Annotated in this window: 15 protein-coding genes and 1 tRNA gene; 10 read left to right on the top strand and 6 right to left on the bottom strand. The window is 25.2% G+C overall.

Going from position 1 to position 12404, the window contains the following annotated elements:
- Positions 1-151 precede the first annotated feature (151 nt).
- The 4 genes from ACTT9U_RS04050 to ACTT9U_RS04035 all read right to left on the bottom strand — a co-directional run bounded on the left by ACTT9U_RS04050 (position 152) and on the right by ACTT9U_RS04035 (position 2683).
- A complete protein-coding gene (locus tag ACTT9U_RS04050) occupies positions 152-922 on the bottom strand; it encodes an NAD kinase (protein WP_440931913.1) in 771 nt (256 codons plus the stop codon).
- Positions 923-928: 6 nt separating this feature from the next.
- Positions 929-1014: transfer RNA gene (locus tag ACTT9U_RS04045), tRNA-Leu, on the bottom strand.
- Positions 1002-1409, bottom strand: coding sequence for a gamma-glutamylcyclotransferase family protein (locus ACTT9U_RS04040; protein WP_440931912.1), 408 nt, complete (start codon positions 1407-1409; stop codon positions 1002-1004). The genes ACTT9U_RS04045 and ACTT9U_RS04040 overlap by 13 nt, the downstream gene beginning before the upstream one ends.
- 41 nt (positions 1410-1450) lie before the next feature.
- Positions 1451-2683 (bottom strand): hypothetical protein, encoded by a 1233-nt coding sequence (locus ACTT9U_RS04035; RefSeq protein WP_440931911.1) that lies wholly within the window; start codon positions 2681-2683, stop codon positions 1451-1453.
- A 31-nt stretch (positions 2684-2714) separates the two neighbouring features.
- On the opposite strand from ACTT9U_RS04035, the gene ACTT9U_RS04030 reads away from it, so the two are divergent.
- Positions 2715-3476, top strand: coding sequence for an FkbM family methyltransferase (locus tag ACTT9U_RS04030; RefSeq protein WP_440931910.1), 762 nt, complete (start codon positions 2715-2717; stop codon positions 3474-3476).
- Positions 3476-4189 (top strand): glycosyltransferase, encoded by a 714-nt coding sequence (locus ACTT9U_RS04025; protein ID WP_440931909.1) that lies wholly within the window; start codon positions 3476-3478, stop codon positions 4187-4189. Before ACTT9U_RS04030 ends, ACTT9U_RS04025 begins: the two co-directional genes overlap by 1 nt.
- Here ACTT9U_RS04025 and ACTT9U_RS04020 read toward each other — a convergent pair.
- Positions 4182-5393, bottom strand: coding sequence for a class I SAM-dependent methyltransferase (locus tag ACTT9U_RS04020; protein ID WP_440931908.1), 1212 nt, complete (start codon positions 5391-5393; stop codon positions 4182-4184). The genes ACTT9U_RS04025 and ACTT9U_RS04020 overlap by 8 nt on opposite strands.
- A 75-nt stretch (positions 5394-5468) precedes the next feature.
- Between ACTT9U_RS04020 and ACTT9U_RS04015 the strand changes: the two genes are divergently transcribed.
- Positions 5469-6374: an NAD-dependent epimerase/dehydratase family protein gene (locus ACTT9U_RS04015; RefSeq protein ID WP_440931907.1), complete on the top strand. Its 906-nt coding sequence runs from the start codon at positions 5469-5471 to the stop codon at positions 6372-6374.
- A gap of 11 nt (positions 6375-6385) precedes the next feature.
- Here ACTT9U_RS04015 and ACTT9U_RS04010 read toward each other — a convergent pair whose 3' ends face one another.
- A complete protein-coding gene (locus tag ACTT9U_RS04010; RefSeq protein ID WP_440931906.1) occupies positions 6386-7135 on the bottom strand; it encodes a competence/damage-inducible protein A in 750 nt (249 codons plus the stop codon).
- A gap of 22 nt (positions 7136-7157) precedes the next feature.
- Here ACTT9U_RS04010 and sfsA point away from each other — a divergent pair, with 22 nt between their 5' ends.
- From sfsA to ACTT9U_RS03975, 7 genes are read left to right on the top strand one after another with little or no spacing between them, the layout of a single operon-like run.
- Positions 7158-7856 carry a DNA/RNA nuclease SfsA gene (gene sfsA, locus ACTT9U_RS04005; RefSeq protein WP_440931905.1) on the top strand — a complete coding sequence of 233 codons (699 nt, stop codon included), beginning with the start codon at positions 7158-7160 and terminating at the stop codon, positions 7854-7856.
- Positions 7849-8619, top strand: a complete 771-nt coding sequence (gene map / locus ACTT9U_RS04000) for a type I methionyl aminopeptidase (protein ID WP_440931904.1) — start codon at positions 7849-7851, stop codon at positions 8617-8619. The genes sfsA and map overlap by 8 nt, the downstream gene beginning before the upstream one ends.
- Positions 8619-9911 carry an adenylosuccinate lyase gene (gene purB, locus ACTT9U_RS03995; RefSeq protein WP_440931903.1) on the top strand — a complete coding sequence of 431 codons (1293 nt, stop codon included), beginning with the start codon at positions 8619-8621 and terminating at the stop codon, positions 9909-9911. The genes map and purB overlap by 1 nt, the downstream gene beginning before the upstream one ends.
- Positions 9911-10696: a phosphoribosylaminoimidazolesuccinocarboxamide synthase gene (purC, locus tag ACTT9U_RS03990; RefSeq protein ID WP_440931902.1), complete on the top strand. Its 786-nt coding sequence runs from the start codon at positions 9911-9913 to the stop codon at positions 10694-10696. Before purB ends, purC begins: the two co-directional genes overlap by 1 nt.
- Positions 10693-10926 carry a phosphoribosylformylglycinamidine synthase subunit PurS gene (gene purS / locus ACTT9U_RS03985; RefSeq protein ID WP_440931901.1) on the top strand — a complete coding sequence of 78 codons (234 nt, stop codon included), beginning with the start codon at positions 10693-10695 and terminating at the stop codon, positions 10924-10926. The genes purC and purS overlap by 4 nt, the downstream gene beginning before the upstream one ends.
- An 8-nt stretch (positions 10927-10934) precedes the next feature.
- Entirely contained in the window at positions 10935-11618 is a 684-nt protein-coding gene (gene purQ / locus ACTT9U_RS03980; RefSeq protein ID WP_440931900.1) for a phosphoribosylformylglycinamidine synthase subunit PurQ, read from the top strand.
- Positions 11615-12403, top strand: a complete 789-nt coding sequence (locus ACTT9U_RS03975) for a peptidoglycan DD-metalloendopeptidase family protein (RefSeq protein ID WP_440931899.1) — start codon at positions 11615-11617, stop codon at positions 12401-12403. The genes purQ and ACTT9U_RS03975 overlap by 4 nt, the downstream gene beginning before the upstream one ends.
- The last annotated feature ends 1 nt before the right edge of the window (position 12404 follow it).

Raw genomic sequence — 12404 nt, 5'->3', positions numbered from 1 at the left:
ACAAGTGTAGTGAATTTGTAGTGAATTTATTTTACTTGCTTGACGGGGATTCCAGAAGTTACTAATATCAACGTTAATGAAAGGAAAAAGTGATAGCTCAAATGATTTGTAATCAATAGGTCCGCGGTTCGAATCCGTGCGGGGGCACCACTTAAGAAATTTCTCTTTTCAGCTGTTCAATTTTTATTTTTTTTTCTAAACTTCTATTTTGATTATAAAGCAAATTAAACTTAATATTTGAGCTTGTTTTAATTGATATTATTTTTGCATTTCTGACTTCAATATTATCAGCGACAGAACTTATTGGTCTTTTAGATGGATTTAAATTTTTTATTATTATTTTTGTTTTATCACTAACAACTTTTCCCTTCCATCTTCTGGGTATAAATGGGCTGATTGGAGAAATGGAAAGTTTTCTTGAATTTAAACTTAGTATTGGGCCATGAACTGAAAGATTATAAGCTGTACTTCCTGCTGGTGTTGATACCAATACTCCATCTGAAACTAATTTTTGCATTATTATTTTTGATTCATTTTTTATTGAAATATATGCTGCCTGCCTACTTTGTCTTAAAATAGAAACCTCATTAATAGCTAAATGTTTTTTAATTTGATTTGATTTGTTTTTTACAGTCATTTCTAATGGAGAAATTACAATAAGTTTAGGATTTGTAATGTTTCTTATAAAATTTTTTGCTGAAAATTTATTCATCAAGAAACCGTAATTTCCTGAATTAACTCCATAAAATTGTTTATTTGAGTTTTTATTCTTTTTTAAAGTCTGTAACATAAAACCGTCACCACCAATAACAATTACAAAATTTTTTTTATAAAAGTTGTTTCTATTAATTAAATTTAAGACTGATTTTTTTAAAATTGATGATTTCTTATTTTTATCAGAAATTATTAATTGTTTGCTCATTTTAAGTGGTGCCCTCGGCCAGACTCGAACTGGCACTCCGCAAGCGGCAAGGATTTTAAGTCCTTTGTGTCTACCAATTTCACCACGAGGGCATTAAGGCTTTTTTTAAATATTTTTTATCAAGATTGCAATCTTTATATCCACGTTTAACAATATTTAAATATCTTTCTGTTGGATATCTAAATGGAGTTTTTTTCACCATTGTATAAGTCATTATTTTTTTTCCATAATAATAAAAATAATGTTTTTTATAAAGTATTGGAAAATCTTCATATACATCTAGTTTTTTTTCATCACTTTTAGATATTTCAAATAAACCACCTGGTACTATTGATTTTTTTTTTGGTTCAATATCTGCTGCTCTATATTTGCTTCTGAAAGTTAAACGAAAATCTTTTAAATTAATTTTTTTTAAAAATACACTGTCTTTGCACCTTCTTTTCATTTGAAAATGATGAAGATTGCTACCATAAGCAAAATATAACATAGATACTTAATTGAATATAATTTTATAAATAAATATCAAAATTATAATAAATATAAAACTAATACTTTTGTGCAAAAAAACATTATTAGATAAGTATATAAAGATACTATTCTCTTAAGATCAATTAATTTTATGTAATTTTTTATAAGTTTTGTATTAAATAAAAGGAACAGACAAATAAGAAAAAGTGGGTCAAATGTTTCCATATAGAAATGATTATCTAATTCAAAGAACAATAAGATTATAATTAAAATTAAATTATCAATTTTTTTGATTTCTAAAAATTTATTAACTAAATTAAATGAAATAAAAAATATAATACCGTAAAAAATATTCCCAGAGAAAAAAATTTTTTGAAACATATAAAGTATACCTCCTCCAGTAGAAGTTTTATAATCAAATAAAAAAATCACTATGAATGTTAAAATAACTGAGATGATGAAAAAATTAAGATCAAATTTGCAAGAAAATAAATTTTTTTCTAAGAAAATTAGAAAAGGTATCAAGTAAAATAAAAGCACTGTATATGTAAGTGAGAATGAATTTATGAAATTAAAACTTCCAACTGAATCAAAAAAAAAAGTGATTTTCATAAAAAAAACATAATAAAAAGCTGGAAAAGAAAGAAGTATATTTATTAACATATAAAAAATAAAAAATCTTAAATTAAATTCTTTTAAAATAAGTTGGTAAAAATAAAATAATGAAAATAATGAATAAACAGGTCTAAAGTAAGAAGCTAAGGCAAGAAAAAAAGTGTTTAAAAAAATAAATAAAATTTTTTCATCAAAATTTTTTTTCTGAAAAAATAAATTATAAAAATAAATTGAACATAAAAAAAAAATTAAAGCTAAATTTTCATCACCCGGCCAAATTGAGGAAGATCTAAAATATGGTGATAAAAGAAAAAAAATACTTAATGTTAATAAAAAATAAGTATTTGTTTTGTATTTTTTTTTTAAACATAAAAAAAAGATAGGAACTATAGATAAACACAGATGTAAATAAATTAATCTTCCAAAATCCTCACCAAGAAATAACAAATATTTCAAAAAAATAATAAATATTGGTGAATGTACGGCCTCTGTTTGTAAATAATTTTTAAGCCCATAAATTGTATCTTCTAAGAAAAAATCTCTAACACCTAAATGGAAGTTATAATCCTGAATTGCTCCTCCAGCCGAATCTTCGTCTAAAATAAATCCAACAATTAATGAAATGTACAATATCACAAAAAGTATTGTATTCATGATTGTAGTTTTAGTTAAATTCATTAAAAATATTCTATAATTTGTTATGATAAAAATGCAACAAAGTAAAACTCAAAAAGGACTATTAAGTATTTTTGAAAAATTTATAAGAAGGAATGTAATTCTTTATTATTTTGTAAGAAATATTGTTATTTATTTTAATATTTTTGAAGAAGACTTTAATATTTTAAAAAGATATTACCATCAAAAAGCAATTAACATAATTGATATTGGTGCAAGTGATGGCATAGCGACGAATTTTTTTTTAAAAAATTTAAAAGTTAAAAAAATTTTCTGTTATGAGCCTCAAAAAATATTTATTAAAAAATTAAAAAAATTAAAAAAAAAAAATAGAAATATCATAATAAAAGAATTTGGAATTAGTGATAAAGAAATTAAAGAAACTATCTATTATCCTTTTTTAAAAATTTTTGGGAGAGAGATGCCACTTTTAACTTATGCATTTTATCGAAAAAAAGAGTTAATTGATCAAATGAAATTGGATTTTAATAATTATAAAGAAATAAAAATAAAAAAAACATCTATCAGTTTAAAAAAATTCAGATTGATTAAGGAAAAAATTGATCTAATAAAAATTGATATTAATGGATTAGAACTTCAAATTGTAAAAAGTTTGATGAGTCAAATAAAGAAAGATAAACCCATGCTTATTATTGAAAATAACACCTCCTTAAATGAAATAAATAAAATTTTAAAAAAATACAATTACAATAGGTACTATAATCAAAATTTAAAATTGATACCTCATAAGAATCAAAACGCATTGGATTTATTTTTTATTCCAGAGAAAAATTAATGAAAAAAATAGTTGTAATTCCAACTCTAAATGAAAATAAAAATATAGATATTTTATTTTCAAACTTATTAAAATTAGATATTAAGTTTGATCTGTTATTTATTGATGATAATTCTAAAGATGGAACTAGAAAAAAAATCATTGAATTAAGTAAAAAAAATCAAAATATAAAATTTATTTTTAGAAAAAAAAAACTTGGAGTTGGTTCTGCTCATAAAGTTGGTATTAATTTTGCTTATAAAAAAAAATATAAAATATTAATTACTATGGACGCTGATGGTACTCACAATCCCAAATATATTCCTCAATTAATAAAATTAAATAAATACAACTCAATTGTAATAACAAATAGATTTTTATCAAAAAATTCAATTATCGATTGGCCTATCTCAAGAAGACTTTTAACTAAAATTAGATATCATTTAATTAATTATCTATTAAATATTCGTTATGATACCTCTGGTGCATTTAGATGCTATAATTTAAATATTGTAAAAAAAAAAGATATATTGGCAGCTAAAGATAATGGATATTCTTTTTTTTGGGAAAGTATTTTCATACTTCACAAAAAGAAATATAAGATACATGAAATACCCGTTGATCTGCCATATAGAAAGATTGGGTCTTCTAAAATGAAACTAAGAGATATAGTGAGCTCTCTATACTATTTGTCAATTTATTTTTTTAAAAACTTATTTTTTAAGATTAAATAATCTCGATATCTGGTAAAGGAAAAATTAATTTTCCACCATCTTTTAAAAATTTATCTTCCCTTTTAATTATGTGATCTTTGAAATGCCAAGGAAGCACTAATAAATAATCTGGATTATTTAGTTTAGCTTTTTTTTCAGAAACAATTTTTATTTTTGAACCAGGTGTGTATTTTCCGAATTTAAATTTATTTACTTCAGCTATTATTTTTATTATTTTTTCATTTATACCACAATATTGAAGCAAAACATTGCCTTTAGTTGATGCTCCATATCCAATTACCTTTTTTTTTTGTTTTTTAAAAGTTTTTAAAAGTTGTTTTAATAATATCTTGTGATTTTCACACTCTTTAAAAAATCTTTTTTGCCTGCTAACTTCATTGTATTGACCTAATTTCTCACTTTTTAAAACCCAATTAATTAAATCTTTACACTCATTATACGTTGAGTCTTTTTTTGCTATATCTAATTCAATGCTTCCACCATTTATTTGGTTAAATGATAAATTTATTATTTTTAATTTTGCTTTATCTAATAAAAACTTTAATGATCTTAGGGAATAGTACTCAAGATGTTCATGACAAATCGTGTCGTAAGATGTGTTTTTGATCATCATCGGCATATAACTTAGCTCTATATGCCAAACCCCATTTTTTTTTAGAATACTGTAAATTTGTTTTGCAAATTCTAATGGTCTTGGCAAATCATAAAACATTGAAATTGAGGTTATTAAAGAAAATTTAATATTTTTAAATAAATCAGCTGAAAAAAAATTTTCTATCTTATTAATATCTTTTCTATAATAATTTTTAAATTTTTTAATTGTAGGGTCACAACCATACAATTTATATTTTTTACTAAAAAAAGATAAAAACGTACCATCATTGCTACCTATGTCTAAGATGGCATCTTTTGATTTAAACTTATATCTTTTTTTTAAATTAATGGATTTGATATTTAAGTGTGAAATCATTGATTTATTTAAAGACGACATATAACCGTAATTATCACCATACATTTCAAATGGATTAAAATTATTTTCTAATTGTAATAATTTACATTTACTACAAATAACCATGCTTAAATCACCTTTTGTAATTTTTGTTTTTTTACTTGGTGGGAATATGCCAGTTAGAGATTGTCTACCTAATGAATATAATTTAATTAAATTATTATTATCACAAGATCTGCAGGATTTTATTTTCAAGTTTAAATTATTTTAAATTAAGTTAATTTTAAATTTAATTATATAATAATAGGATTAATTATAAATACTTTAAATGTGAAAAAGCAAAAAAAAAATATTTTTATTACTGGGGGTTTTGGTCAAGATGGAAAAATTTTAACAAATTTATTAGATTCAAAAAAATACAAAATCTTTATATTTTCAAAACAAATTCATAAAAATACTAACAAAAAATATATTATTATTAAAGAAAATCTAAAGGTAAAAAAAAATTTAAGAACTATTTTTAAAAAAAATAAACCTGATATAGTTTTGCATATGGCCTCTAATAATCCGGCATTTAATGAAAAAAGTTATCACAAATTTTATAAAGAAAATTTTTTAATAACAAAAAATATATTTGATGAAACATTTAAAGTAAACTTAAACTCAAAATTTATATTTTTTAATTCATCTCAAATTTTTAGAGATAAAAAAAGAAAAGTTAATGAATATTCAAAATTTATCGGAGATACAGATTATACTAAGTTTAGAATTGACAGTCATAATTATATGTTAAATAAAAAGGTAGAAAAAAAGTTAAATTATACAAACTTGATTTTATTTAACCACGATTCAAAATTTAGAAATAGAAAATTCATAATACCAAGAATTATAATTGCATTAAAAGAAAATAATTTTAATTTTTTAAGAAAAATTATAAAACAAAATATCTATGCTGATTTTTCTCATGCAGAGGACATATGTCGTGCGATAATTAAATTAATATCATCTAAAAAAAATATTGATAACATAATTTTGAGCTCTAATAAATCAACATCATTAAATCAGATAATAAATTTTTTAATCAAAAAATATAGATTAAAAACTAAAGTTAAAATAAATAATATTGAAAAACAAAAATGTTTAATCGGTAATAATTCATTTGCAAAAAAAGTTTTAAGATGGAGACCAAATAAAAATATTTTTATTGCAGCAGAAGAATTATATAAAACTTTATAAATTAGTTTTTTTTATCTCTCAACAATGCCAATATTTTTTTCATTGACAAATTTAAGGATTTTTAATTCACACTTATTAATTTTATTTTGGTCTTCAGATCTTAAAACAATTGAAACACCAAGTTTTCCAGCTTGAAAAAAAGGATAGCTTCCTATCTCAACATCTTTGTTATCATTTTGAACTTTAGTCAATGAGTCTGCTATTTCACTTTCAACTGTTCGTAAACTTATAGTTTTACTAATTATAGGATCTCCTCCAACAATATCATTTTTCAATCCACCTAGCATTGATTTTAAAATTGAAGGAACTCCTGGAAGACAATAAACATTCTCAACATTAAAACCTGGTGCTCCACTGGTTGGGTTTAAAATCAAATTTGCATTTGAAGGCATCCATACCATCTTTTGTCTACCTTTGTTAAATTCTCCTGGTTTGTAATATGCCTCTAAAATTTTATAAGCTTCTTGATGAACTTCATATCTTAATCCAAAAGCTTTTGAGACTGACTCTGCCGTAATATCATCATGAGTAGGTCCAATGCCACCAGTAGTGAAAACATAATTATAAACATTTCTTAAATGATTAAGAGTTGAAATTATTGTTTCCTCTACATCAGGAATTACTCTCACCTCTCCAACTTTGACACCAATAGAATTTAACCAAGTAGCAAGTGTGCTTGTATTTGTATCTTGAGTTCTTCCTGAAAGAATTTCATTACCAATTATTAATATAGCGGCATTAACTTTAGTTTCTTTGGTCATTTTAAGAATGTATAGTCTATATATGAAATTTACCAAGCCTTTAATAAAAGGCAAATTAATCAAAAGATACAAACGTTTTTTTACAGACGTTAATATTGAAGGTGTCAAAGTAACAGCTCATTGTCCTAACACTGGTTCAATGAAGGGTTTACTTGATAAAGGTAATGAAGTTCACTTACTTAAGCATGATGATCCAAAAAGAAAACTTAAGTATGGCTTAGAAATAATTAGAGCAAATAAAAATCTTGTTGGTGTTAATACGCATATGGCAAACAAAATTGCTAGGCATGCTTTAGAAAATAATCTAATTAAAGAACTTCAAAATCTTGATCAAATCAAAAGCGAAGTATTTTTTAATAAAGAAACGAGATTTGATTTTTATTTAGAGAAGAAAAAAACAAAGTTTTTTTTAGAGGTTAAAAATGTCACTTTATTTAGAGATAAAAAAACATCTGAATTTCCTGATGCCGTAACTTCTAGAGGCTCAAAACATCTGTTAACTCTTATTGATGCCACAAAAAATGGTTATAAAACTTACTTATTGTTTTTAGTTCAAATTCAAAATATGGAAAACTTTAAAATAGCTAAAGATATTGATAGTGAATATTACAATAATTATTTAAAAGCAAAAAAAGCTGGAGTTATTTTTTTAGCTTATAGATGTAAGATAAGTTCGAAAGAAATTTTTATAGAAAAAAAATTAAAAATTATTAATGAGTAGTTATTCAGAAAAATTTGAGAAAATGAGGGTTGCTGGAAAACTTGCGGCTCAAACTCTTGATATGTTAACAGATAATATCAAAGAAGGAATTACAACTGATCAAATAGATAAACTTGGATATGAATTTATAAGAGACAATGGTGGATATTCCGCTCCACAATTTTATAGAGGTTTTAAAAAATCATTATGCACTTCTTTAAATCATGTCGTTTGTCATGGTATACCTGGAGATAGAATTTTGAAAGATGGAGATGCAATAAATATAGATGTGACTGCTATTGTTGATCATCATTACGGTGATACTAGTAGAATGTTTTGTGTTGGTGAAACTTCAGTTAAAGTAAATAATCTAATTGATGCAACTTATAATTCAATGATGAACGCAATTAAGATATTAAAACCAGGATTAAAATTAGGAGACATTGGTTATACAATTCAATCTTATGTGGAAGAAAAAGGTTATTCTGTTGTCAGAGATTTTTGTGGTCATGGAATTAGTACTATTTTTCATGAGGCTCCAAACGTTTTACATTATGGAAGTAAAAATTCTGGAATGGAGCTTAGACCAGGTATGACTTTCACAATTGAACCAATGATTAATGCAGGCAAATTTCAAACTAAAATGTTGAATGATGGATGGACAGCAGTAACAAAAGATAAATCTTTATCAGCACAATTTGAGCATACTGTGGGTATTTCTGAAAATGGATATGAAATTTTCACAGAATCTGCTAAAGGTTATATGAAGCCTCCATATAAATAATGATAAAAAGATATTCTAGAAATGAACTCACTGATATTTGGTCAGAAGAGAATAAATATAAAATTTGGTTAGATGTAGAAGTTGCGGCAGCTGAAGCAATGGAAAAATTAGGTCATATTCCAAGAGGAGTTGCCTCTGTTGTAAAAAAGAAAGCAAAAATAAATGTAAAAAGAATTCATCAAATAGAGGCTGATGTTAAACATGATGTGATCGCTTTTTTAACTTCAATTACTGAAAAAGCTGGCATTAAAGCAAGATACCTGCACCAGGGCATGACATCATCGGATGTATTAGATACAAGTTTTAATATTCAACTAGTTCAATCAGGAAAAATTTTACTTCAAGATCTTGATAAAATTCTAGGTGTTTTAAAAAAACAAGCTAAGAAATATAAGTTCACACCTTGTATGGGAAGAAGTCATGGAATTCATGCCGAACCAGTTACGTTTGGTTTAAAACTTGCGTCTTTTTATGAAGAATTCAAAAGGAACAAAGCTAGATTAAAAAACGCAATTGAAGAAGTGTCAACATGTGCAATTTCAGGTGCAGTTGGAACATTTGCAAATATAAATCCAAGTGTTGAAAAGCATGTTGCTAAAAAATTAAATATGAAAGTAGAGCCCATTTCTACACAAGTAATACCAAGAGATAGGCATGCTTATTATTTTTCAGTATTAGGAATTATTGCAGGTTCAATTGAGAGAGTTGCAATCGAGATAAGACATTTACAAAGAACAGAGGTTTATGAATTGCAAGAATATTTCTCAAAAAAACAAAAAGGATCATCTGCAATGCCTCATAAAAAAAATCCAATTTTAAGTGAAAACTTAACTGGACTTGCGAGAATGGTGAGGAGCGCTGTGATCCCTGCTCTTGAAAATATTGCGCTATGGCATGAAAGAGATATTTCGCATTCAAGTGTTGAAAGAAATATAGGTCCTGATGCAAATGTTACTTTGGATTTTGCATTAATAAGACTTGCTAATCTTTTAGAAAATATGATTGTTTATCCAAAAAAAATGCTTGAAAACTTAAATTTAACTAAAGGGTTAATTTTTTCTCAAGAGGTAATGTTAGAATTAACTAAATCAGGCTTAAGTAGAGAAAAATCTTATAGAATTGTGCAAAATTATGCAAAAAAATGTTTTAGTGAAAATCTAAATTTAATTGATGTAATTAAACAAGATGAACTCATAATGTCTAAAATTTCTGAAAAGAAATTAAAGACTATATTTAGTTATGCAAAACATTTCAAAAATGTGAATTTAATATTTAGAAGAGTATTTAAATAATGAAAAAAGGTAAAAAACTTTACGAAGGAAAAGCGAAAATAATTTACGCTACATCTGACAAAAATTTAGTAATTCAATATTTTAAAGATGATGCAACAGCTTTTAATAATCAAAAAAAATCTCTTATTGAAGGTAAAGGAGTTCTAAACAATAGAATATCAGAACATATACTTGCAAATCTTAAACAAATTGGAATTAAAAATCATTTAGTAAAAAGATTAAATATGAGAGAACAAATTATAAAACATGTTGAAATTATACCAATTGAATTTGTGTTAAGAAATGTTGCAACAGGTTCAATTACAAAGAGATTAGATATTGAAGATGGAACAGTTCTTAAAGAGCCTTTAATAGAATACTGTTTAAAGGATGATAAATTAGGTGATCCTCTAGTTTCAGAGGAACATATTTTAGTTTTTGAATGGGCAACTAAAAAAGAAATAGAAAAAATTAAAAAAATGGTTTTTCGTATTAATGACTTTATGGTTGGCATGTTCAGAGGTGTTGGAATTAAATTGATAGATTTTAAATTAGAATTTGGGAGAATTAAATTAAACGGTAAAAATGAGGTTATACTTGCTGACGAGATAAGTCCAGATACGTGTAGATTATGGGACAGTGTTACTGATAAAAAAATGGATAAAGATAGATTTAGAAAAGATCTAGGTGATTTAATTCCTGCTTATACAGAAGTTGCAAGAAGATTAGGTATCTTGCATGAACAATCTAATGTTTCGGCAGTAAATGTAACAAAACTTTCAAGTGTTAAGAAAAAAAGTAAATGAAAATCTCAGTAATTATCACTCTAAAACAAGATGTATTAGATCCTCAAGGTAAGGTGATAAATCAAACTTTAACTGGTATGGGATTTGATAATATTGATGAAGTTAGACAAGGAAAGTATTTTGAGATTAATATCAATGAACAAGATGAAAATAAAGCTAAAGCTAAGGTGGAGGAAATGTGTAAAAAACTTTTAGCAAACCTTGTCATAGAAAATTATAAAATTCTTTAAAATAAATAATGAAATCAGTAGTTATAACTTTTCCAGGTTCAAATTGTGATAGAGATATGCATGTTGCGCTAAATGAATTTGGTTTTAAAAATAAAATGATATGGCACAATGATAATGAAATACCAAAAACTGATTTAGTAGTACTTCCTGGCGGATTTTCTTACGGAGATTACTTAAGATGTGGAAGTATGGCATCAAAATCAAAAATAATGAAATCTGTAATAGATTTTGCAAAATCAGGTGGTTTAGTTATGGGAATTTGTAATGGATTTCAAATTTTAGTTGAATCAGGTTTGCTCCCGGGTGTTTTACTTAGAAATAAATACTTAGAATTCATTTGCAAAAATGTATTTGTTAAAGTTAACGACAAAGATAGTTCATATTTTAAATATCTAAATAAAGATGTACTTGAACTACATATTGCACATAATGAAGGGAATTATTTTTGTAGCAAAGACCAATTAAAAGAAATTGAGGATAATAATCAAGTTGCTGCCTACTATTGTAATAAAGATGGCATAGTCGATGAACAAAATAATCCCAACGGCTCAATTAAAAATATTGCTGGAATATTTAATAAAGAAAAAAATGTTCTAGGGATGATGCCTCACCCAGAACGTATGATTAATAAAAGTTTATCAGGTGAAGATGGTTCACTTTTTTTTAAAAATCTAATAAACAATATTAAATGAATAAATTATTATTTTTTTTATTCATTATTTTTATTTCTCCTGCGTCTTCTATTGAGTTTACAGGTAAATTTATTCAAGGACATTTCATTGTAGGAAAAACTGAAAATAATGCTCGAATACTTATTGGAAAAAAAGAAGTCAAAGTTTCAGAAAATGGTTTTTTTGTTTTTGGATTAGATAGAGACAGAAAGAATGATATTATTATTACAAAAATTAAAGATGGTAAAAAGGAAAAAGTTATAAAAAAAGTATTTAAAAGGAAGTATAATATTCAACGAATTGATGGCCTTCCAGAAAATAAAGTAACACCTCCCGAGTCAGTTTATAAAAGAATAAAAAAAGAAAATAATAAAATTGGAGAAGCAAGAGCAATAAATTCAAATCTAACATTTTTTAAAGATAGATTTATTATGCCAGTAGAAGGGATAATTAGTGGAGTATATGGTAGTCAAAGAATACTTAATGGAAAACCTAAATGGCCTCATTATGGGATAGATATAGCTGCGAAGAAAGGAACAAAAATAAAATCTTCTGCTACAGGAATTGTAACAATGGCTGAACCTGATTTGTATTATACTGGTGGTACAATTATTATGGATCACGGACATGGTATTTCTTCAATTTATTCTCATCTAGAAACGATTAATGTAAATGTTGGTGATAAAATTAATCAAGGAGAGATAATTGGAACAGTAGGTTCCACTGGTAGATCTACAGGGCCTCATTTAGATTTTAGAATAAATTGGTTTCAAACAAGGCTTGATCCAATGTCTATAATAAATTAAA

Source organism: Candidatus Pelagibacter sp., from assembly GCF_052049975.1.
Classification (GTDB): domain Bacteria; phylum Pseudomonadota; class Alphaproteobacteria; order Pelagibacterales; family Pelagibacteraceae; genus Pelagibacter.
Note: the sequence above shows the minus strand (reverse complement) of the source record. Positions and strands in the feature narration are given on the sequence as shown.

Bases quoted from the DNA above. Each gene is read 5' to 3' on its own strand.
- ACTT9U_RS04050 (WP_440931913.1), bottom strand. From the start codon at position 922: ATGAGCAAACAATTAATAATTTCTGATAAAAATAAGAAATCATCAATT.
- ACTT9U_RS04040 (WP_440931912.1), bottom strand. From the start codon at position 1,409: ATGTTATATTTTGCTTATGGTAGCAATCTTCATCATTTTCAAATGAAA.
- ACTT9U_RS04035 (WP_440931911.1), bottom strand. From the start codon at position 2,683: ATGAATTTAACTAAAACTACAATCATGAATACAATACTTTTTGTGATA.
- ACTT9U_RS04030 (WP_440931910.1), top strand. From the start codon at position 2,715: ATGCAACAAAGTAAAACTCAAAAAGGACTATTAAGTATTTTTGAAAAA.
- ACTT9U_RS04025 (WP_440931909.1), top strand. From the start codon at position 3,476: ATGAAAAAAATAGTTGTAATTCCAACTCTAAATGAAAATAAAAATATA.
- ACTT9U_RS04010 (WP_440931906.1), bottom strand. From the start codon at position 7,135: ATGACCAAAGAAACTAAAGTTAATGCCGCTATATTAATAATTGGTAAT.
- sfsA (WP_440931905.1), top strand. From the start codon at position 7,158: ATGAAATTTACCAAGCCTTTAATAAAAGGCAAATTAATCAAAAGATAC.
- map (WP_440931904.1), top strand. From the start codon at position 7,849: ATGAGTAGTTATTCAGAAAAATTTGAGAAAATGAGGGTTGCTGGAAAA.
- purB (WP_440931903.1), top strand. From the start codon at position 8,619: ATGATAAAAAGATATTCTAGAAATGAACTCACTGATATTTGGTCAGAA.
- purC (WP_440931902.1), top strand. From the start codon at position 9,911: ATGAAAAAAGGTAAAAAACTTTACGAAGGAAAAGCGAAAATAATTTAC.
- purS (WP_440931901.1), top strand. From the start codon at position 10,693: ATGAAAATCTCAGTAATTATCACTCTAAAACAAGATGTATTAGATCCT.
- purQ (WP_440931900.1), top strand. From the start codon at position 10,935: ATGAAATCAGTAGTTATAACTTTTCCAGGTTCAAATTGTGATAGAGAT.
- ACTT9U_RS03975 (WP_440931899.1), top strand. From the start codon at position 11,615: ATGAATAAATTATTATTTTTTTTATTCATTATTTTTATTTCTCCTGCG.